Here is a 19,232-nt window from a genome sequence, read left to right as displayed (position 1 = left end):
TTTGGTGTGACCCGATCTCTCCGCCGCGACCTGTACGCCGCCGGTGCCGCCGCCCTCCTCGTGACGGCGGCCGTCCTCGTCGGCCGGCACATCCAGGACACCCGCCCCACCCTGTTCGTGCACTGGCCGCCGCTGTTCGCGGACTGGGACCCGCACCTCGGCCCCGGCACCCCGGTGGCCCTGGCGGTGGCGGCGGCCACCGTGGCCTGCGGCCCGGCCGTCGCGGCCCGGTTGCCGTGGCGTGGGCTGCTCGCGGCGGCCTGGGCGGCCGCCCTGGCCTGGATCCTGTCCCTCGCCCTGGTCGACGGCTGGCACCAGGGCATCGCCGTCAGGCTGACCACCCGCAACGAATACCTCAGTGTCATCGGCCGCTTCCACGACATCCCGGCCACCCTGCGCGACTTCACCCACCACATCGTCAGCGGCACCCCCGCCCCCTGGCCCGCGCACATCGCCGGTCATCCGCCGGCCGCCACGCTCACCTTCGTGCTGCTGGACCGGATCGGGCTGCGGGGCGGCGGCTGGGCCGGGATGTGGTGCATCACCATCGGCGCGACGGGCTGCGTGGCCGTGCTGATCGCGCTCCGCGCCCTGGCCGGCGAGACGCTCGCGCGCCGGGCCGCGCCGTTCCTGGTGCTGGCCCCGGCCGCGGTGTGGCAGGGCACCTCCGCCGACGGCTACTTCGCGGCCGTCGCCGCCTGGTCCCTGGCGCTGCTCGCCCTGGCCCTGACCCGACGGTCCCACGGGTACGCGGTGGTCTCGGGTCTCCTCTTCGGCCTGACCTGCTACCTCTCCTACGGCCTCACCCTGTTCGCCCTGATCGGCGCGGCGGTCGTCGCGCGGGCACGCCGCGAACTCCGGGAACGCCCGACCCTGCTGCTGTCCCTGCTGGCCGGACTGGCCGTGTTCCCCGTGGTGTTCACGCTCGCCGGCTTCGACTGGTGGCACGCCTACCACCTCCTCGTCACGCGCTACTACCAGGGCGTCGGCGGCACCCGCCCCTACGGCTACTGGGTCTGGGCCAACCTCGCCTGCACCGCCGTCATCACCGGCCCGGCCACCGCTGCCGGCCTGCGCCGGACGACCACGGCCCTGCTCCCCGGGACCGGCCCCCGGCGCCCCGCGGACACACGCCTGGCGTTCCTCGTCACCGCCGCGCTGCTCGCCCTGCTGGTCGCCGATCTGTCCGGCATGAGCAAGGCGGAGACGGAACGCATCTGGCTGCCCTTCGCCCTCTGGCTCCTGCCCGCCTGCGCCCTCCTCCCCCGCCCCCGCCCCTGGCTCACCGCCCAGGCGATCCTGGCCCTGCTCCTCAACCACCTGCTGCTGACGGGCTGGTGAGCGCTTGTCGGTACAGGCCGAGCCGTCTGCCGCTCCCGCTGGTGCGGGGCGTGCCGCTGCACTCCGGCTCAGGGACCGATGTGCACATGGGGTGTCCAGAGCGAGGGTCGTTCGGGCTCCCGCTCGCGCATCCGCGACACGGCGTGACGGAGGGACTCGGCGACCGTCGCGTCCTGATGTGCGGTCAGGTGCTCGTAGAAGGCCTGTACCAGCCGGGTGTTGATCCGGTCGGTCACCGGCCAGAGGCTGCCCACCAGGTGGCTGAAGCCGGCGAGTTGGAAGGCCGACAGCAGGTTCAGGGACTCGTCGGGCAGGTCGAGGCGGTTGCGGGCGGTGCCGCAGGCGGACAGGAAGGCCAGTCCGGCCCGGTCGGTGCGGGCGGCCGCGATGTCGCCGATGTGCAGCCGGCCGTCGTGCAGGACGAGGTGGCCCTCGTGATGACGGTCGGCGTCGTGTCCTGCGTGGCAGGCCACATGGACGATGTCGTGGTCCGGTACGGCCGTCATCAGCCGCTCACGGGTGGCGGCCGGCCCCCGCAGCAGGCGGGCGCCGGGGAACGAATCGGTGAGCAGGGCCGCCTCCTCGTCCGCGGCCGGCAGATCCGGGGCGCCGGGGGTGCGCGGCAGGGCGACCACCAGGGGGCGGCTGTCCGGGCGGGGCCGCCAGGCGCTCAGGCGGCCGAGCGCGTGGACGGTGGGCGTGTAGGACGACACCACGAGGGCGAACGCGCTGCCCTCCTCGCGGCGTTCGGCCATGTGCAGCGGGAAGAGGCTCAGCGGCCCCGTGGGACACCACCACATGCGGGGCGGCGTCGTGCCTTCCCGCAGGCCGCGGAGGTCGTCCCGCAGGGCGTCGAGGACGGGTCCCACGACGGCGTCCCAGAGCAGGGCCAGACCGGTGCGCAGGGAGTACTCGCCGAGGCTGCGGCGCGCCGGGGAGACCCCGTGGTCCAGAGCGAGTTCGGCGCCGCCGAGCAGATCGCGGCCGAGCCGCCGGACGGTGTCGAGGGTGAGCCGGGGCAGCGGCAGCCGGCGGACGCCGTCCCGGGTGACGAGCAGGGCGTCGGAGCCGTAGCGGCCGAACATCGGGACGGCCACGGGACCCTCGCGACAGGCGTCGAGGATCTCCTCCAGGCGCGGCGGCTGGAGGAAGTCCTCGAACCCGGGCACGCCCTTGATCTCCTGGATCAAGTGCCGTCGTTCGTCCGCCAGTCGGTGGCGCCGGTCGGTGTCCGGCTCGGACCGCAGCCGGGTCGGCAACTCCGCCAGGGGCGAGGCGAGCCGCGGGGCGCGGACGCGCAGCCGCTCCAGATCGACGCGCACGGCGGACGCCTCCGCGTGGAGCACCCCGCGTCCCTGTTCCAGCAGTTCCAGCGCGCGGGCCGGTGAGCCGGCGGCCAGCGCGCAGGAGGCGGCCAGCGTGGGCAGCGGCGCGTAGGCGGGCAGCCGGCGTTCCCGGTCGCCGGCGCGCAGCTGCCAGCCGGCGAGGTCCGGCAGCAGACGCACCGCCAGGGCGAGGTCGTCGGCGGCGCTCGGCCAGTCCTCCAGGTTGATCTCCAGCTTGCCGGCGTGCCAGGCACTCTCCAGCCGTCTGTGGACGCTCTCCGTGGCGGCCCTCGCGACCTGGCGGAGCAGGGTCGCCGCCTCACGGGCGTCCGCCGGCTCGCCGTACTCCGCATAACGGTTGTTGAGGGCCGCGCCGAGCAGGTAGCGGCGGGAGGCGAGTTGGGCGGGGCTGACGGCGGCGGCCAGGCCGTCCCGCAGCACGGCAATGGACTCGGCGAGCACGGCGGGGTCACGGGTGCGGGCGTACTGCTCGGCCAGGCTGGCGGCCAGCGCCTCCAACGCCACTCCTGTCGGCCGGCCCGCCGAGGCGGTATGGGCCTGCCGGGCGAGCCGGAGGGCTTCGGCGAGGTCGGCCGCCGGATCGTGCCCGGGGCCGCCGCGCCGGGCACGCTGTCCGAGCCGGCGGCCGAGGTCGGCCCGGACGGCCGTGCACAGTTCCGGGTCGGCGTCGGGGGTGAGGGCGGCGAGGGCCGCGCGGCCCAGATCGATGATCTCGTCCAGCGCGGCCGGGTCCGCGTTCTCGCCGTCGAGTTCGGCCAGCGCCTCCAGCTGGTGGGCGAGGTTGTTCAGCTCCCGGGCGCGGGCGGGGTGGTCGGGGGGCAGTCCGTCGACCAGCGCCCGGGAGAGGGCGACGGCCTCTCGCAGCGACTCCGAGTCGCCGACGTCGTCGTGGCGCAGATGCAGCAGTCCGGCGAGGTTGGTCACCGCGTCGGGCCTGCGGGGGTGGCCGGGCGGCAGTCCCCTGAACACCGTACGGGCCAGGTCGATGGCCTCGGCGAGCACTCCGGGATCGCGGTGGAGGGTGTAGGCGTGCCGCAGGGCCTCGACCAGCCGGGCCAGATGGTGGAGGTGCTCGGGCGCGTCCCGCGGAGTCTCGGCCACCAGTCTGCGGGCCAGGTCGACGGCCCCCGCGAGGAGTTCCGCCTCGGCGTGGTGCTCGTGCAGCAGGAGCAGGCTGTGCACGGTGTTGCCCATGCACCGGGCCCGGCCCGGCCTGTCCTCGGCCATGACGATGCCCAGTTGCAGCACGGCGGTCGCCGCGAGCGGCGCCGTTCGGTCGTGCGGCCCCGCCTTCTCCAGGAGCAGTCCCGCGAAGTCGTTCCAGACGCCCACCTGGGGAGCGCCCGGCGTCGGGGCCTGGATCTGCGCGACGACCGCCTCCGGCACGGACTGCGGCTCGGCGTCGCGCAGGGGGGCGAGGAGGGCGAGGGCGAGCGAGAGATCCCGGTCGTTCAGCGGGTTGCGCCGCGCGTGGGACAGGGCACGCAGCCAGAACAGCCAGCCGGTGTCGTGGAGGAGCCGGAGCCGGGGCTGCACGTCGATGCTCATGTCCCGCACGACGGAGCGTACGGCCGTATCGAGGAGGGCGGCGGCTTCCCGCTCGGCTCCGGTTTCGAGCAGGACGGCGGGATCATGGGTGGTCGTGTAGGCCTTGAGACGGCCGGTGAGCGCATCGGCCTCGGAGCGGGAACCGGTGTCCTGACCGGCGGGGTTCAGGTCCGGCGGCAACGGAACCACTCCTGCCTGCTGTCGTCCCACACGAGCGTACGGCCGCGCAGCTCCGAGCGGTCCATGGCCATCAACTGCCGTACCGCGTCGGGTGGGATGGGGTCGGGCAGGACGAGCTGGAGGTCGGCTTCCGGGTCCTGGATGCTGACGAAACCGGAGGCGTCATGCGGGACATACGGGTCCGGGGCGTCCGTGCCTGAACCGGTCGAGTCGGCGGCGGAGGGGTCTGCGGCGGGTCTGCCGCGCCGGGTCAGGCGGGCGCGCAGGCCCGCGTACACGTCGTCGGCCGATTTGCCGGCGACGGCCTGCGTGAACGGGATGATCAACGCGGTGGCGGCCCCGCTCAGCACCAGCGACACCCAGTCCGGCATGTCGCGCAGCGCCGGCGGTTCGGGCGGCGCGCCGCCCCGGTCGGGCGACAGGACGTCGGCGATCGGGGCGGCGGGCGGGGCCGTGCCGGCGTCCGCGGGGATCCGCCGGGTCCGGCCGTCGGGGGCGGAGACCTGCCAGTCGCCGTCGGCCGTGCTGTACCGGACCACGAGATCGTGCGTCTCCTCGGGAAACCGGCGCGGTGTGGCGCACAGCCACAGCCAGAGCAGGTCTCCGGTGCCGTCGCCGCTCTCGTCGTGGTAGATGTTCCGGCGTACGACGCTCAAGCCGTGGGTGCCCAGGGTCTCGGTCAGCTCGCCGAGTCGTGCCTCCAGGCCGGACCGGCCGGCTCGCGCGCGGTCGCCGGAGTCCGGCGCACTGTCGTTGCTCACGTCGATGTCACACATCCCCGTACGGTGGCTCGGTGGTGCCGGCTGCTGTGCCGTCGGGGCCGGGGCCGCGCGGCAGGCGGTCGATCCGTTCCAGGGCGGCCTGCCGTACGTCCGGATCGGCGGAGCGCGCGGCGCGTTCCAGGGCGGACCCGGCACCCTGCGGATCCCCCAGCCGCACCAGGACGTCGCCGAGCAGGACCAGGGACCACGCGGCCACGCGCGGATGCCCGGAGCGGGCGGCCTGGCGGAACGCGTCGCGGGCGCCGCGGAAGTCCCCGCGCCGTTCGAGCACGCAGCCGGCGCCGTACGCCCCCGGGGGTGCCGACTCCGGGTCGCCGGAGCGCATCGCCTCGCGGTAGGCAGACAGCGCGCCGTCCGGGTCGCGCTGTTTCTCCAGCAGCATGCCGAGCCGGAGTGCCGCTCGGGCGGCCGAGCCGGGGTCGGTGCGGCCCGGCTCGATCGCCTCCCGGTAGGCGCGCACGGCACCGGACACGTCACCGCGGCCGCTCAGCAGGGCACCCAGGCCGCACAGGGCCAGGCCCGTCAGGCGGGGAATGCCCCAGGTGGCCGTCCTCCGGTACAGGTCGGCCGCCTGCTCCGGATCGGTCTTCTCCGTCATCACGGCGAGTTGGAGCCGGGCGGCTGCCGCGGGTTCCGGCTCCCCTGCCTCGGCGGCGAGCCGGAAGGCCGCCACGGCCTGCTCGGTGTCGCCCCGCTCGCTCAGCAGGAGCCCCATCCGGGCGGCGGCGCGCGGCGCGGCAAGGCGGTGACCGGAGTCGACGGCGACCTCCAGCGCGATCAGGGCGGCGGCGGTCTCCCCCTGCTCGGCGAGCAGCGCGCCCAGGTCGGCGGCCACCATCCCGCGCAGTCCGGCGGGGTCGCCGTGCCAGGTGCAGGCGGCGAGCGCCTGTTCGTACGCCGAGCGCGCCGCGACCGTGTCGCCCTGCCGGCGCAGCAGTCCGGCGAGGTTCTGCGCGGCCAGCGCGGTGCCGATCGGGTCGTCCATGTCGATCGCCTGGCGGCAGGCGGCGATCGCCTCGGCCGTCCGGCCCTGCTCGGCGAGCGACTGCGCCAGGTTGACGCAGGCCATCGCGGCCATCATGGAGTCGGCGCGCGCGCCGCGGCGGGTACCGCGGGCTTCGTCCGGTGTCTCGTGCCGCTCGGTCCGGACGCCGTTGTGGATCCCGCCGTCCGCGACCGCCTGCCGGTAGGCGCCGTGCGCGCCGGAGGTGTCGCCGCGTTTCTCCAGATCGCTGCCGAGGCGGAACCCGGCGTAGGAGGCGATCAGCGGTTCGGCGCTGCGCTGGGCCTGCCGCAGCGCCGACTCGGCGACCTGGGTCATGCCACTGGTGCGGGCGGTCTCGGCGACCGCCATCAGCTCGAAGGCGTCACAGCGGCGCAGCGCGAACTCCCATGCGGCGGGCGGCACTTCGGGCTGATCGGCGCGGGACACGAGGAATGCGGCGGCTCGGAACGCCCGCCCGGCGGTCGGCCCGGGAGCCGGGCGCACTTCCTCCAGCAGCGCTGCCGTCGCCTCAGCAGGCACGGTCAGGGCCCACCTCAGGGCCTCGGCCCAGCGTGTGCCGGCATCGGGCTCCGGTGCGGGGAACCGCGGGTCGAACTCGGCCAGTTCCCGCAGTTCGGCCTCGGTGACCGGACGGAACAGGCCCATGCGCCGCCAGTCCACGGCGGCCCGCACCAGCACCGAGCCCAGCCCGGCCGCCTCGTCGCCTTCCGCCTGCAGGCCCTGCTGCCAGCGCTGCTCCAGCAAGGCCGCGCCGCCGGTCAACTCGCCGTCGGCTGACTGTGGTTCGGCCTCGGCGGTTTCGTTCCGCGCGCTGGGCTCGCTCGGTACGACGACCATCGCGGCCTGGTCCAGGACCAGCCGTGCGGTCGGTCCGAGCCGGCCCTCGGCGGACAGCAGGTGCTCGCGCACGTTGGACTCGACGGTCGCCAGGAGCACGACCCGGGGGGCGAGCGAGCGGAGCCGGTCCAGCTGTGCGCCGTCGATGCCGTGCGCGATGCCCAGGTACCGCTCCAGGTGATCGAGCCAGACGACCACGGCACCGGCGCCCCCGGCCCGTAACGGCGGTTCCAGGCAGAGGAGTTCGGCCAGGGCGGCGACCCCCGGCTGGGGCACCAGGAGCCGGGCGCCGGGGAGGGTACGGCGCACCGCCTCCCACGCGGTGCGCCACCGGCCCGCCTTGGAGCCGCCGGCCAGCAGGACGAAGTCCTTGTCCCGCAGGGCCGAGTCCAGCGCGTCGTCCACCCAGGGCCGGCGCACATACGGGTCCTGCTCACCCCGGCTGTACAGCGAGCGGGAGACACCCAACTCGCCATAACCGTCCGTGTCCGCCACCGAGGGCAGTTCCTCGGGCCCCGACAGCGCCGGGACCGCGAGCAGCGCACGGATTCGCTCGTCCCGCTCTGCGCCCGACTCCCCCACCGAAGTCTCCCGTCGCTTCAGCCCGCGTCGTTTCACCATAGCCCGCAGGGGCGTTGCCCCGCGAAGCCCTCGGCATGCGGCCGACGGCCGGTCGCGGTGTCAGGAGTCCTCGGCGTCGGTGGCGGTGCGGTCGGCCAGTCGTTCGTAACGCTGTCTGGCGGCCTGCGGAGTGCCGAGTCCGAGGCCGAAGGCGATCTCGGGCCAGGTCATGCCCCGGCCGCGGGACATCTGCAGCAGCGAGGCCTCCAGTTCGTCCAGCTCCGCTCGCACCAGCGGCACGAGGCTCAACGCGGCCGTGATGTCGGCGCGGTCCACCTCCGGCTCGCCCTCGTCGAGCAGTGCCGCCCCGCTCAGCAGGAACGTCACGAGCCGGACGGCCTCGTGCGGGGCGAGGACCGACGGGTGGGTCTGCCGACGCCGTTGCCCGTCCGTCGCCGCGTGCCGCTCGGCGATGCGGAAGAGGCAGGCGTGGACCCGCTGGGCGCGGGCCTGCTCCGGCTGCGGAGGGTTGAAGGGGTCGGTGTGATCGGCGGTTGACGACATGCGGCCAGGGTTTCGGTCAACACGACATGACGTCAACCGATTATGGTGAACAGGTTGTTCACACGGGGTCGTTTCAGGACGCCGGCTCGGCGATCTCCCGCTTGAGGATCTTGCCGCTCGGCCCCATCGGCAGCGCGTCCGTCACCCAGAGCCGGCGCGGGTACTTGTAGGCGGCGACCCGGTCCCGGACGAACCGCTGCAACTCCTCGGTGTCCGCCTGGGCTCCCGGGCGCAGGACGACCGCGGCGGCCACCTCCTCGCCGAGCCGCTCGTCGGGCACGCCGAGGACCGCGGCGAGGGCGACGGCGGGATGCTCGTGCAGCACCTCCTCGATCTCGCGCGGGTAGACGTTGTAGCCGCCGCGGATGATGAGGTCCTTCTTCCGGTCGACGATGTACAGGTAGCCGTCCTCGTCCCTACGGGCCAGGTCGCCGGTGCGCAGCCAGCCGTCGGGGATGGCGGCGGCCGTCTCCTCGGGGCGGTGCCAGTACTCCTTCATCACGTTGGGCCCGCGCACGGCCAGTTCACCGACCTCGCCCGGTGCGACGTCCCGACCCGAGTCGTCCAGCAGTCGGACCTCGACGTCGCGGATGGGGGTGCCGATGGAGCCGGGCTTGCGCGGGCGGTCGGGGTGGTTGAAGGAGACGACCGGGCTGGTCTCGGACATGCCGAAGCCCTCCAGCACCATGCAGCCGAAGCGCCGCTCGAACCCGTGCAGGATCTCCACGGGCAGCGAGGCACCGCCCGAGACGCACATGCGCAGGCTGGAGACGTCGGCCGCGGCGGCGTCGGGGTGCTGGAGCAGCGCCGCGTACATGGTGGGGACGCCCTCGAAGACGGTCGCCCGGTCACGGGCGATGGCGTCGAGCACGGTCTGCGGCTCGAAGCGGGGGACGAGGGTGAGGGACGCGCCGCTGCGGACGGCGACGTTCATGGTGCAGGTCTGCCCGAAGATGTGGAACAGCGGCAGACAGCCGACGATCACGTCGTCGGAGGTCAGCCGCTGCACCTCGGTCACGTTGACCTCGGTGTTGTGGCGGAGCCCGGCGTGGGTGAGCGCCGCGCCCTTGGGACGGCCCGTGGTGCCCGAGGTGTAGAGCAGCACGGCGATGTCGTCGCCGGCGGCGGCCGTCACCTCGTACTGCGGCTCCAGGCGCGCCAGTTCGGCGGCGAAGGCGGCCGGTGCGACCGTCAGGTGCCGTACGCCGGCGGCGGCCGCGCCCGCGGCGCCCTCGCCGGGCGCCTGATGCCACTCGAAGAGCAGCACGGCGCCGGAGTCCCGCAGGTGGTACTCGGTCTCGCGCTGCTTCAGCAGCGGGTTCATCGGCACCACGATGCCGCCGGCGCGCAGGACGGCGTAGTACAGGACGACGAACTCCGGCACGTTCGGCAGCATCAGTGCGACCCGGTCGCCGGTGCGCAGGCCCTCGGTGCGCAGCAGCGCGGCGGCCTGGGCGCTGAGCCGGTCGAGGTCGGCGTAGGTGGTGGTCGCCGTGCCGAGCCGCAGCGCCGGGCGGTCCGGCAGCCGTCGCGCCGTCTTCACCAGGAATTCCGCCAGATTGGCCATGATGCCTCCTCGCACGCATGCTCCGCCACGCCCACGGGTCCCGTCGCGAGCGTTCCCGGCATGGTCGCGTGCACGGTCAGGGGCGTCCATGGCGACGCCCACAGTTCGCCCGTTCCGGACTTGTTCCGCCGAACAAAAGGAGCGCCGTACGCTGCGGGTATGGGTCTGTCGAATGTGGGCGCGGCGTTGCGTGGGCGCCTTCCGGGGCTGGGCGAGCGCATGGCCGAGCGCATCCGTGCGGAGGTCGAGTCGTACGCGGACGACTCGCTGATCCCCTTGGCGTCGCTCAGGGAGTCCTGCGAGGGCAACGCCGATCAACTCCTCGGACGTTTCGCCTACGGCACCCAACCGGGCGTCGGAGCCGCTCAGCAGACCGGACGGCTGCGCGCCGAGCAGGGCGTGCCGCTCGCGGACACCCTGCACGCGTACCGGGTCGGCTTCGAACTGCTGTGGTCGGAGATGGTCGACGAGGCGCGCAGGCACCCGGAGGTCACGGACGCGGAACTGGTGGCCGGCTCCTCGGAGATCTGGGCGCTGTTCGGCCGGTACGCGGAGGCCGTGGCGGCCGCCTACCGCGAGGCCAGCGCGGAGCTGGCGCTGCAGCGCGAGGCCCGCCGGTCGGCCCTGGCCGAGGCGTTGTTCACGGGCGCCCTCGCGGATCGTACGACGTTGTGGGAGGCGGCCGGGCAGCTCGGTCTGCCGGAGCGCGGGCCGTACGCGGTGGTGGCCGCTTCGGTGCCGGATCCCGGCCAGGAGCCGCTGCCGGGGATCGAGGTGGCGCTGCGCCGCTCCGGCGTGCCGTCGGTGTGGCGGCTGCTGCCGGACCAGCAGATCGGGCTGGTCTCGCTCGGGCACCGGGACGCGGAGACGGTGAGCCTGCGCGCGCTGCGCCGCCGGCGTGCCCGGGTCGGCGTCAGCCCCCGGTTCGACTCACTGCGCGACACGCCGCAGGCGCTGCGGTTCGCCCGGCTGGCCCTGGCCGGACTGCCCGGCGAGGGACCGGGGGTCACCCGGTTCGATGACAGCCCGCTGGCGATGCTGGTGGCCGCAGCTCCGGCGGAGGCGAGCCGGCTGGTCGAGGTCGCCCTGGGCCCGCTCCTCGAACTGCCGGAGGCGGAGCGGGCGCGGCTGCTGCAGACCCTCGGTCACTGGTTCGCCTCGGGCGGGGTCGCCGCCGGGGCCGCGGAACGGCTCTTCGTCCACCCCAACACCGTGCGCTACCGGCTGCGTCGCGTCGAGGAGCTGACCGGCCGTCCGCTCACCGACCCGATGGCCCTCGCCGACCTGGGCGCCGCGCTGTACGCCCTGCGGCTGCTGCCTTCCTGAGCGTCCACGGCGACGCGGTGGTGATCGGCGCTCGCGACGCAGGCAGGCGCGTCCTTCCCCGGCTAATCCGTCAGCGGCAGCCGGTACACAGAGACATGGGAACGCGAGTCGGCGGTGAACTCGGCGCCGGACCAGTCGGCGTGCCTGGACTCCAGCTCGAATCCGGCCAGTTGGGCCATGAGGTCGAGTTCGGACGGCCAGATGTAGCGGTGCGGGCTGCGGTACAGCCGGGCCTCCTCGGTCTCGTCGATGCGGAAGTGGTGCGATACGACACGCTGGTTGAGGATGTCGTAGGTGTCGAGCCCGACGTAGCCGGCGTCGGCGCGCCACACGGTGGCCTCCTTGCCCGGGGGAAGCGTGCGCAGTTCCGGCACCCACAGCTCGATCACGAACCGGCCGCCGGGCGTGAGATGGCGGGCGGCGTTGCGGAAGCACTCGACCTGCTCGGCCTGCGTGAGCAGATTGGAGATCGTGTTGTAGACGAGGTAGACGAGGCTGTACGTCCCGGGGGCGAGGGTCGTCGCCATGTCACCCAGGACCACGGGGATCGTGGCTTCGTCGGCCTTGGTCCGCAGTTGCTCCACCATCGGCCCGGACAGCTCGATGCCGGTGACGGGTACTCCCCGCCCGGTCAGCGGGACGGCGACCCGGCCGGTCCCGATCGCGAACTCCAGTGCCGCTCCGCCGTCCGCCAGCTCGGCGAGGCGTTCCACCGTGGGCGTCAGAACCTCGGGGGCGAACATGCCCGTGCCGGGCGTGTCGTAGCGCTGGGCGACGGCGGCGTCCCAGATCTTCTCCTGATCCATTCCGTCAACGCTGACCTTCAGCAAAGGAGTTGTCCAGCGAATTACCGCCGCACACTCACGTCTCCGGAGACCGGGACTCCCCGCCCCCACGCCATCGACATGCGGAGGACTGCGTGACTCCACCCCTCGGCAGACGCTCCTTCCTCACCGTGGCCGGCGCGACCGCCGCGGCCCTGACGGCGACGGACGGCCTCCCGACCCAGGCCGCACCCCCTCGCACCGGATCACCGCACCAACAGACCGCCCGCGCAACGCCGTTCCCGCTCACCGCCGTGACCCTGCTGCCCGGGCCGTTCCGGGCTCCGGACCCCGCTGAGCGGCGCGGGCACGCTGCGCTACGCGATCACCACGGGCGGCGGCGGTGCCGAGCAGCGCATCGACGCGACCCGCTGCCGACCGGCCGCGGGGTGCGCCTGGCGGTCACCTACGGCTCCGGTGCGGCCGTGCTCTACGTCGACGGCCGCGAGGCGGGCCGGAATACGGCGGTCACCGTCGAACCCCGCTACTCCGGCAACCACATCCGGGCCGCGTACGTCGGCAAGTCCCAGTACCCGGATCCGTGTCTGAAGGCCGCGGTCGACGACTTCCGTGTCTGCGGCAAAACGCTGACCGCGGCCGAGGTCCGGGCCCTGGCACAGGGCGCGTAGGACCTCCCGCACGTCGCGTCCAGCGACGGGGCCGCCACGAACGATGCCGCCCTGCTGGTGATCAAGAACCCGGACCCGAGCGGGGGCGTCGGGCTCAACCGGCCGCCCGAGCCAACAGCCCGAGCACCTCGCCCAGTCGGCGGCGTGCCGACGGATCGGCGAGGAGCCCGCCGTCGTCGAGCATGTCCCGTCCCACCGGGATCCGCACACAGGCCGACTCCACGACGGCCCCGCCCGTGTAGCCGAGCACTGTCCGCAGCGTGGCCTCCGCGCCCTGGCCACGGCCCGGGGCGGCCGCGTTGATCCATGCGGCCGGCTTGTCGCAGATCTCCGTGCCCCCGACCGTCCAGTCCAGCAGGTTCTTGAACGAGCCCGGCAGCGTGCCGGCGTATTCGGGGGGTACAGATCAGGACGGCGTCCGCACGGTCGAGCGCCGCCCGCAGAGCGGCGACCGGGGCCGGCAACAGGTCGGTGTCGTCATCGGGGTTGAAATGCGGAAGCCGGACCAGGTCCTCGTACATCACCGTGTCCACACCCAGGGACGGCGCCACGGCCTGCACGGTACGCAGCACCGCGTCGTTGGTGGAGCCCTTCCGCAGGCTCCCGGACAGCAACAGGATCACGGGCATCGGCGTCATCCGCTCAACCTACTGGCACGGCGGCCAGGACACAGCCAGGAAACCGACCCAGCGGTTTGGTAACGGCCGCCCTCAACCGGTGCTCCCCGCGCGCGGACTCAGCTGTTGACGCCGGCCAATGACGCCGCCGGCTTCCTCCGGACCTCCGCGATCACCCTGGCTCCCCGGTCGGGTGCGGTGTCGAGGCGGACGAGGACGGCCGGCGCGGCGACGGCGGGGAGCAGGTGGTTGAAGAGGGCCGACATACGGTGGTCGAGGTCGGCCCAGTTCGCGACGGCCTGCGAGACGAACTGCACGCCGATCCACCCGCCGAGGAAGACCTGGGCGGTCTCCTCGGGCACCACGTGCGGCAGCACCTCGCCGCGTTCCTTGGCCTCCGCCAGCAGAGCGCCCGTCAGCTCGGCCCAGGCCGGCCAGGCGCTGCCGAACACATCGCGGCCCTGCAGGTCGGCCGAGAGCCGGACCCCGGCGAGCAGCATCGGCTCCCGGGGCAGCCGCTCGGCCAGCGTCATGCCCGCGTCCACCCACTCCTGCAACTTCAGTTCCCGGGGGACGTGGTACTCGGTGGTCGTCTGCTCCTGCAGCACACCCCGGGCGAGCGCCGCCTTGGAGTCGAAGTGGAAGTACAGGGCGCCCTTGGTGACGCCGGCCCGGTGGAGGATCTCGGCGATGGTGGCGGCCGCGTAGCCGCGCTCGGCGAACACCGCGGCGGCGGCTTCCAGAACAGCACGTCGGGTCCGGACAGCTCGCTCCTGCTGAGCCATGAACCCTCCTCAAGCTGAAAATTAAACCAAACAGCTCGTACCTTACCGCAGCGCCTGTCAACGGAAAGGCGCTGTAGGGCAGTTACGCAGGCCTCGATCACCCTCTTTTTGAACACGTTCAAATATGCGGTTTCGCTGTGCGTACCGAACCGAGGGGCTCGATGAAGGTTGTTCTGCCCGGGGGAACCGGTCAGGCGCGTTCGGCCGGCTCCTCCCGCTCTTCCGCCTCGGCCTGGGCGGCCGGCTCGGCTCCGGCGACCAGTACTGGCCGTTCATCTCCCTGACGGACCACATCGCGGCGCTCCGCTTCGCCCTCGGCACCGAGGAGCTCTCCGGGCCGGTCAACTTCACGGCGCCCGAACCGCTCACGAACCGCGAGGTGACCCGGGCGCTGAGCCGCGCGCTGCACCGTCCGGCGCTCGCCGCCGTCCCGGCCCTCGCCCTGCGCGCGGCGCTCGGCGAGTTCGCCGCGAGCATCACGTGCAGCGCACGCGTCCTGCCGGCCGCCCTGCACAAGGCGGGTTTCTCCTTCGCTCATCCGACGATCGACGGAGCGCTCGACTCGGTGCTGCGACCGGCCGCTTGAGAAGGCCGTCGAGGGGGCCGAGGGGTGCGAGGGCGCGCCGGATTCCGTCCGTGGCGCGTGCGCGAACGTCCGGCGCGCGGGACCATGGTCGCCCGGGCAGGGCGCCGGACGACCGGGCTCGGCAAAAGACGGGCGACGAGGAGGAAGCCGTGTGCCGACTGTTCGGGCTGATCAGCTCCCCGCTGCGGACGCACGCCACGTTCTGGCTGCTGGACGCCCCCGACAGTCTCAGCGTGCAGAGCCGCCGCGAGCCCGACGGCACCGGGCTCGGGTTCTTCGACGCGGCCGGCACACCGGAGGTGCACAAGGCCGCGATCGCCGCGTACGAGGACCGCGCCTTCGCCCGGGAGGCCCGGGAGGTCGAGTCGGCCACCTTCCTCGCGCACATCCGCTACGCCTCGACCGGAGGGCTGGACGTGCGCAACACACACCCCTTCGAGCAGGACGGAAGGCTGTTCGCGCACAACGGTGTGATCGAGGGGCTGGACAGGCTCGACCGCCGGCTCGGCGAGGACCGTTCGCTGGTGCGCGGGGACACCGACTCCGAGCGTTTCTTCGCCCTGGTCACGCGGGAGACGGCGGCGCACGGCGGGGACGTGTCCGCCGGCATCGAGTCCGCGGCCCGCTGGGTCGCCGGGAACCTGCCGCTGTACGCCCTCAACATCGTCCTCGTCACGGCGCGGGAGCTCTGGGCGCTGCGTTATCCCGCCACCCACGAGCTGTACGTGCTACGCCGCCCGGCAGGCGGTCACCACGGATCGCGGCATCTCGACCACGCCGGCAGGCACGGTCATCTGCGGGTGCGCTCCGCGCATCTGGGCGAGCGTCCGGCCGTCGTGGTGGCCAGCGAGCCCATGGACGAGAGCCCGCAGTGGCAGCTGATGTCTCCCGGCGAGTTGCTGCACGTGGCCGCCGATCTGCGGGTGACCTCCCGCATCGCCGTGTCCGACCCTCCGGCATACCCGCTGACCCTCTCCGACCTGCGCCCCGAAGCAGCCGCCTCCCAGCGGCCCGCGTAGCCCGGCGGGGGTCTCGGCGAGCCGGCACGCGCGCTGGTGCAGGAACGACCGCGCAGGCGGGGCACGCCCGTGACCCGGCTCACGAGCCCGAAACTTGCGCAACCCTTAAACTTTCCGGCGTGGAGACTACCGAGGTGACGGGTTGGGAGACCGCCGTGCTCGACGGCGGGCCGGCGGACGGGCTGCGGATGAAGGTCTCCGACCGGCCGCGCGTGATCCAGGTGACGTACCCCTGCCCGGTCGAGGCCGCACCGCCCGGTGGCGTACGCGCCGAGGCGGTGTATCTGTACCGCCGCGACTACACCGTCACCAGCGAGCCCCTGCGGTACGGCTTCGACGTCGCCAGCCCCTGATCCGCGCGGTGGACGCGGCTCAGTCGGCCGGTCGGCTCTCGACCGTGGGAGCGGTGGACGGCCTGGCGGCGTCGTCCTCCTTCATGGCCTTGGCCTCGCTCTTGAGAATGCGCATGGACTTGCCCAGTCCACGGGCGGCCTCGGGCAGCTTCTTCGAGCCGAACAGCACAATCACGACGATCGCCACGATCAGCAGGTGCCAGGGTTCCAGTCCGTTGCGGAACATCGCGCCCACCCCTCTCTGACTTGCGGTCTTGCGCAACTGTACAACCGGGTCGCCGTCGGTCAGGCGTCGGAGTCGGGCTTACCGCGCGCCGCGGCGTACGCCTGGGCCGGTGTCATGGCGACGCCGTTGAGGCTGACCGTCCTGTAGGGGCTGACCTTGGCGCAGGTCTTGGCCTGGTCGGCGGTGGAGGCGTGGGCGCCTCCGACGGCGGCCTGGGTGTCGGCCGGCGCGGGTGAGGAGCTGCCGCCCGGGAAGCCGGTGCCGCTGGGCCAATCGCTGCCGATCACCAGGGTCAGGCCGCTGCCGGTGCCCTGCTTCAGGTGCGAGGAGGGCAGACCGAGCGCCTTGGCGACCGTCTCGGCCTGCGCCTTCTGATCGGTGCCGTAGGTCAGCGTGGTCGTCGTCGCCGGGCTCGGCGCGTTGGCCGTGGTCGTGCCGGAGCTGAAGCCCTGGTCGGTCAGCGCGGCCGCGATGGCCGAGGCGCGGCCGGTGACCGAGGTGCCGTTCTCGACGGTGACGGCGATCTGCGAGGCGGGCACGGCCGAGGCGGTGGCCTTCGCGGTCGCCGAGGCCGCCGCGGACTTCTTGCCGGAGCCGGTGGTCAGCGACTGGTCGTTGGCGATGGTGGAGAACAGGGTCCTGGCACCCTGGCCCACGACCACCCGGTCCTTGTTGTTCGGGTCGGGGGCCGTCTGCATCGTCGTGAACGTCATCCGCTTGGTCGGCACCTTGTTCACGTCCGACGCGAGCGAGATCAGCTTCTTCACGCTGCCCAGGCCGTCGTCCACGGTCAGCGCCTTGGTGGCGGCGTCGGCCAGCCCGTAGACCGCGGTGGGGTCGGTGAGCGTGCCGGCGCTCTTGAACTTGCGGATCATCGAGCTGAGGAAGATGTGCTGCGAGATCGTACGGCCGAGATCGCTGCCGTCGCCGAAGCCGTGGCGGGAGCGGACGAACTCCAGCGCCGCCTTGCCCTTGAGGGTGTGGGTGCCCTTGGACAGCTTCAGATGGGAGTAGGTGTCGTACACGTTGTCGCTGACACAGACGGAGACGCCGCCGATGGCGTCGGACATCTGCACGACGCCGGAGAAGTCGAGCTTGACGAAGTGGTCGATCGGGATGCCGGTGAGCCGGTGGACCGTGGCCACCTGGCAGGCGGGGCCGTACTGCAGGGCGCTGTTGATCTGACCGTAGTAGCCGGACGTGGACTGGCCCGTCGCCGTGTCCTTGCAGGCAGGGACCTGGGTCATCGTGTCGCGCGGGATGCTCATGACCGTCGCGTTGGAGCGGTCGGCGGATATGTGCACCACCATCTGCACGTCCGCGTTGCTGCCGCTCTGCACCCCGGTCCTCGAGCAGCCGCCGCCGAGCTTGCAGTCGGCCTGGCTGGTCCGGCCGTCCGAGCCCATGACCAGCATGTTGATGGGGGTGCGGCCGAAGGCGTCGGCCTTCTCGTTGCCGCCCTTGCCGTCGAGCGCGACGCTGTGGATGTTGCCGTTCAGGTGCTGGTAGAACCACCAGCCCGCACCGGCCGTGACCACGATGATCACGGACAGGCCTATCCCGAGGATCTTCAGCGCCTTCCTGCCGCGGCCCACCGAACGGGCCCGGCGCCCCCGCCTGCCGCGTCCGCGGGCAGCCGCCCGGGCCGCGGCCCGGCCGCCCGGCCGGGGCGGCCCGTCGGGTTCGGCCGTTCGCTGTCCGGGCACCCGCGCGCTACGGCTGCGCGTGGCCTGCCCGGTGGGCCCGTCCCACGGGTCGCTCATCTCCCACTCCCATGAACGGTCGGGCCCTGCGGGGCGGGCCGTGGGGTGTACGGCCCGGCCCGCGCGGCGATGTACGGGCGGGCGGAGCGCGTCGCTCCACCTTGCTTGCGTGGTTGCGCAATCTAACAAACCTGTGGCCCGAACTGCACAGATACACACACGATTCACAGGTGAGGCATCTCATGGACCGCCGCGCGGGCCGGGGCGGTATGGGAGCGGGAGTCTACGCGCCTCATATAAGAGCGACATATAGGCCTTGCACAAGAGCGGCGATAGGCGGCATAAGGAAAGGATCGGAACCACGCCGACGGTTCGCGCGACGCTCTCAGCCGCCGGTCCAGCGCAGGCCGTGGACAGCGGCGGCGGTGTGCGTCGAGCGCGCGGTCAGCTGTCCCACCATCACCCGGACCAAGGTCACGACGTCGGGGTCGTCGATGTAGTACACCTGCCGTCGGCCCTCACGGCGCGAGCGGACGAGTCCGGCAAGCTTGAGCTTCGCGAGGTGCTGACTGACCGCGGGGAGCGCTCCGCCCACCCGGTCCGCGAGATGCGTGACATCGCTCTCCCCCTGCGACAGGGCCCACATCAGATGCAGCCGGGCGGAGGAGGCGAGCAGACCGAACGCCACGGCGGCCTCGGCCAGCACCTCGGCGGGCGGGTCCCCGAAGCCGGCGGCGCTCTCCGTCACAGCCCTCTCCCGTCCCCGCCCTCGTCACAGCCGACGCACACGCGCCCACCCAGTGTAGGCGCCCGCTTCCGGCGCCCGGCCGCCGCCGGGGACGGTCCGGCCGGCCTCGCCGGGGCCGGGCGCATGCTCGCGGAGCGGCAGGAGACGTCCGTCTCGATCCGGGCGGCTCACTCCTCGAAGAAGTTGTTGATCACCTCCGGCTCGTTGTCGTCGAACGTCACGTCGAGCAGCGCGCCGCCGATGAGGCCACGGCGGCGCCGTGGTCTGCACGGGCCGGGTAAGCCCCTCTGCGGCGACCGGGTCACGGTCGTCACACCCGGGCCGTGGTGGAGGTCGAAGAAGCAGGTCACGCTGGAACTGTCAGTGGTGTACGGGGTTATGGGGAACGCCGGGGCCGGCGGGGCGGCGACCGGAGGCTTCGGCGGGGCGGGTGGCACCCGTAGTGGGCCAGTTCCGTGCCGGTTTCCCGGTCGAGGACGCGGATGTGCGCGCGGTGCACCTTTCCGCAGGCCTGGCCGCGGCTCGGGCCCTGGTACAGCGACGGACGGCACCTTGCCCGACGGGGCGCACAGCAGCGCGCCGACGTCCGGTTCACCGGGTTCCTCCGAGGATGCCCCGGCCTTCAGGCCGGGGAGGAATCGGACTCCTGCGGGGCAGGGCAGGGATAGCCGGATCGCCGTCAGG

General features: G+C 73.1%; 17 protein-coding genes and 3 pseudogenes. 6 read left to right on the top strand and 14 right to left on the bottom strand.

What is annotated here, in order from left to right:
• Positions 1-6: 6 nt before the first annotated feature.
• Positions 7-1,341 (top strand): hypothetical protein, encoded by a 1,335-nt coding sequence (locus tag ACIBJF_RS43735; RefSeq protein ID WP_399182752.1) that lies wholly within the window; start codon positions 7-9, stop codon positions 1,339-1,341.
• A gap of 68 nt (positions 1,342-1,409) precedes the next feature.
• On the opposite strand, the gene ACIBJF_RS43730 is transcribed toward ACIBJF_RS43735, so the two are convergent.
• The 5 genes from ACIBJF_RS43730 to ACIBJF_RS43710 all read right to left on the bottom strand — a co-directional run bounded on the left by ACIBJF_RS43730 (position 1,410) and on the right by ACIBJF_RS43710 (position 9,732).
• Positions 1,410-4,415 carry a CHAT domain-containing protein gene (locus ACIBJF_RS43730; protein WP_399182750.1) on the bottom strand — a complete coding sequence of 1,002 codons (3,006 nt, stop codon included), beginning with the start codon at positions 4,413-4,415 and terminating at the stop codon, positions 1,410-1,412.
• Entirely contained in the window at positions 4,400-5,191 is a 792-nt protein-coding gene (locus ACIBJF_RS43725) for a hypothetical protein (protein ID WP_399182748.1), read from the bottom strand. Before ACIBJF_RS43725 ends, ACIBJF_RS43730 begins: the two co-directional genes overlap by 16 nt.
• Positions 5,184-7,622: a tetratricopeptide repeat protein gene (locus ACIBJF_RS43720; RefSeq protein ID WP_399182746.1), complete on the bottom strand. Its 2,439-nt coding sequence runs from the start codon at positions 7,620-7,622 to the stop codon at positions 5,184-5,186. The genes ACIBJF_RS43725 and ACIBJF_RS43720 overlap by 8 nt, the downstream gene beginning before the upstream one ends.
• Before the next feature lie 99 nt (positions 7,623-7,721).
• Positions 7,722-8,165 carry a DNA-binding protein gene (locus ACIBJF_RS43715; protein ID WP_399182744.1) on the bottom strand — a complete coding sequence of 148 codons (444 nt, stop codon included), beginning with the start codon at positions 8,163-8,165 and terminating at the stop codon, positions 7,722-7,724.
• 73 nt (positions 8,166-8,238) lie between these two features.
• The gene (locus ACIBJF_RS43710; RefSeq protein WP_399182742.1) at positions 8,239-9,732 is read right to left on the bottom strand and encodes a long-chain fatty acid--CoA ligase; all 1,494 of its coding nucleotides are present in this window, start codon (positions 9,730-9,732) and stop codon (positions 8,239-8,241) included.
• 159 nt (positions 9,733-9,891) lie between these two features.
• Between ACIBJF_RS43710 and ACIBJF_RS43705 the strand changes: the two genes are divergently transcribed.
• Positions 9,892-11,058 (top strand): PucR family transcriptional regulator, encoded by a 1,167-nt coding sequence (locus ACIBJF_RS43705; protein ID WP_399182740.1) that lies wholly within the window; start codon positions 9,892-9,894, stop codon positions 11,056-11,058.
• A gap of 62 nt (positions 11,059-11,120) precedes the next feature.
• Here ACIBJF_RS43705 and ACIBJF_RS43700 read toward each other — a convergent pair whose 3' ends face one another.
• Positions 11,121-11,864, bottom strand: a complete 744-nt coding sequence (locus tag ACIBJF_RS43700) for a class I SAM-dependent methyltransferase (RefSeq protein WP_399182738.1) — start codon at positions 11,862-11,864, stop codon at positions 11,121-11,123.
• 113 nt (positions 11,865-11,977) lie between these two features.
• Here ACIBJF_RS43700 and ACIBJF_RS43695 point away from each other — a divergent pair, with 113 nt between their 5' ends.
• On the top strand, positions 11,978-12,511 hold the full coding sequence (locus tag ACIBJF_RS43695) for a LamG domain-containing protein (RefSeq protein WP_399182736.1): 534 nt from the start codon (positions 11,978-11,980) through the stop codon (positions 12,509-12,511).
• A 94-nt stretch (positions 12,512-12,605) separates the two neighbouring features.
• Here the strand turns inward: ACIBJF_RS43695 and ACIBJF_RS43690 are convergent, their stop codons facing one another.
• The 4 genes and pseudogenes from ACIBJF_RS43690 to ACIBJF_RS43675 all read right to left on the bottom strand — a co-directional run bounded on the left by ACIBJF_RS43690 (position 12,606) and on the right by ACIBJF_RS43675 (position 13,913).
• Complete coding sequence (locus tag ACIBJF_RS43690) at positions 12,606-12,761, bottom strand: hypothetical protein (protein WP_399182766.1); 156 nt, start codon at positions 12,759-12,761, stop codon at positions 12,606-12,608.
• 9 nt (positions 12,762-12,770) lie between these two features.
• Positions 12,771-12,866: pseudogene (locus ACIBJF_RS43685) on the bottom strand (NADPH-dependent FMN reductase); the annotation flags it as partial.
• A 103-nt stretch (positions 12,867-12,969) separates the two neighbouring features.
• Positions 12,970-13,140 (bottom strand): annotated as a pseudogene (locus ACIBJF_RS43680) (NADPH-dependent FMN reductase); the annotation flags it as partial.
• Positions 13,141-13,247: 107 nt separating this feature from the next.
• Positions 13,248-13,913 (bottom strand): ScbR family autoregulator-binding transcription factor, encoded by a 666-nt coding sequence (locus ACIBJF_RS43675; protein WP_399182734.1) that lies wholly within the window; start codon positions 13,911-13,913, stop codon positions 13,248-13,250.
• Positions 13,914-14,097: 184 nt separating this feature from the next.
• Here ACIBJF_RS43675 and ACIBJF_RS43670 point away from each other — a divergent pair.
• From ACIBJF_RS43670 to ACIBJF_RS43660, 3 genes and pseudogenes are all read left to right on the top strand, one after another.
• Positions 14,098-14,499: pseudogene (locus ACIBJF_RS43670) on the top strand (DUF1731 domain-containing protein); the annotation flags it as partial.
• 149 nt (positions 14,500-14,648) lie between these two features.
• Positions 14,649-15,518 carry a class II glutamine amidotransferase gene (locus ACIBJF_RS43665; protein WP_399182732.1) on the top strand — a complete coding sequence of 290 codons (870 nt, stop codon included), beginning with the start codon at positions 14,649-14,651 and terminating at the stop codon, positions 15,516-15,518.
• A gap of 119 nt (positions 15,519-15,637) precedes the next feature.
• The gene (locus ACIBJF_RS43660; RefSeq protein ID WP_399182730.1) at positions 15,638-15,871 is read left to right on the top strand and encodes a hypothetical protein; all 234 of its coding nucleotides are present in this window, start codon (positions 15,638-15,640) and stop codon (positions 15,869-15,871) included.
• 19 nt (positions 15,872-15,890) lie between these two features.
• On the opposite strand, the gene tatA is transcribed toward ACIBJF_RS43660, so the two are convergent.
• From tatA to ACIBJF_RS43640, 4 genes are all read right to left on the bottom strand, one after another.
• Complete coding sequence (gene tatA, locus ACIBJF_RS43655) at positions 15,891-16,097, bottom strand: Sec-independent protein translocase subunit TatA (RefSeq protein WP_399182729.1); 207 nt, start codon at positions 16,095-16,097, stop codon at positions 15,891-15,893.
• Positions 16,098-16,156: 59 nt separating this feature from the next.
• A complete protein-coding gene (locus ACIBJF_RS43650; protein ID WP_399182727.1) occupies positions 16,157-17,860 on the bottom strand; it encodes an LCP family protein in 1,704 nt (567 codons plus the stop codon).
• Positions 17,861-18,185: 325 nt separating this feature from the next.
• Positions 18,186-18,548: an ArsR/SmtB family transcription factor gene (locus ACIBJF_RS43645; RefSeq protein WP_399182725.1), complete on the bottom strand. Its 363-nt coding sequence runs from the start codon at positions 18,546-18,548 to the stop codon at positions 18,186-18,188.
• A gap of 167 nt (positions 18,549-18,715) precedes the next feature.
• The gene (locus tag ACIBJF_RS43640) at positions 18,716-18,898 is read right to left on the bottom strand and encodes a hypothetical protein (protein WP_399182723.1); all 183 of its coding nucleotides are present in this window, start codon (positions 18,896-18,898) and stop codon (positions 18,716-18,718) included.
• Between the last annotated feature and the right edge of the window lie 334 nt (positions 18,899-19,232).

Source organism: Streptomyces sp. NPDC050743, assembly GCF_044456925.1.
GTDB lineage: Bacteria > Actinomycetota > Actinomycetes > Streptomycetales > Streptomycetaceae > Streptomyces.
Note: the sequence above shows the minus strand (reverse complement) of the source record. Positions and strands in the feature narration are given on the sequence as shown.

Excerpts from the sequence above, each read along its gene's own strand:
- ACIBJF_RS43715 (WP_399182744.1), bottom strand. The coding sequence starts at position 8,165 with ATGTCGTCAACCGCCGATCACACCGACCCCTTCAACCCTCCGCAGCCG.
- ACIBJF_RS43675 (WP_399182734.1), bottom strand. The coding sequence starts at position 13,913 with ATGGCTCAGCAGGAGCGAGCTGTCCGGACCCGACGTGCTGTTCTGGAA.
- ACIBJF_RS43700 (WP_399182738.1), bottom strand. The coding sequence starts at position 11,864 with ATGGATCAGGAGAAGATCTGGGACGCCGCCGTCGCCCAGCGCTACGAC.
- ACIBJF_RS43705 (WP_399182740.1), top strand. The coding sequence starts at position 9,892 with ATGGGTCTGTCGAATGTGGGCGCGGCGTTGCGTGGGCGCCTTCCGGGG.
- ACIBJF_RS43710 (WP_399182742.1), bottom strand. The coding sequence starts at position 9,732 with ATGGCCAATCTGGCGGAATTCCTGGTGAAGACGGCGCGACGGCTGCCG.
- ACIBJF_RS43725 (WP_399182748.1), bottom strand. The coding sequence starts at position 5,191 with ATGTGTGACATCGACGTGAGCAACGACAGTGCGCCGGACTCCGGCGAC.
- tatA (WP_399182729.1), bottom strand. The coding sequence starts at position 16,097 with ATGTTCCGCAACGGACTGGAACCCTGGCACCTGCTGATCGTGGCGATC.
- ACIBJF_RS43650 (WP_399182727.1), bottom strand. The coding sequence starts at position 17,860 with ATGAGCGACCCGTGGGACGGGCCCACCGGGCAGGCCACGCGCAGCCGT.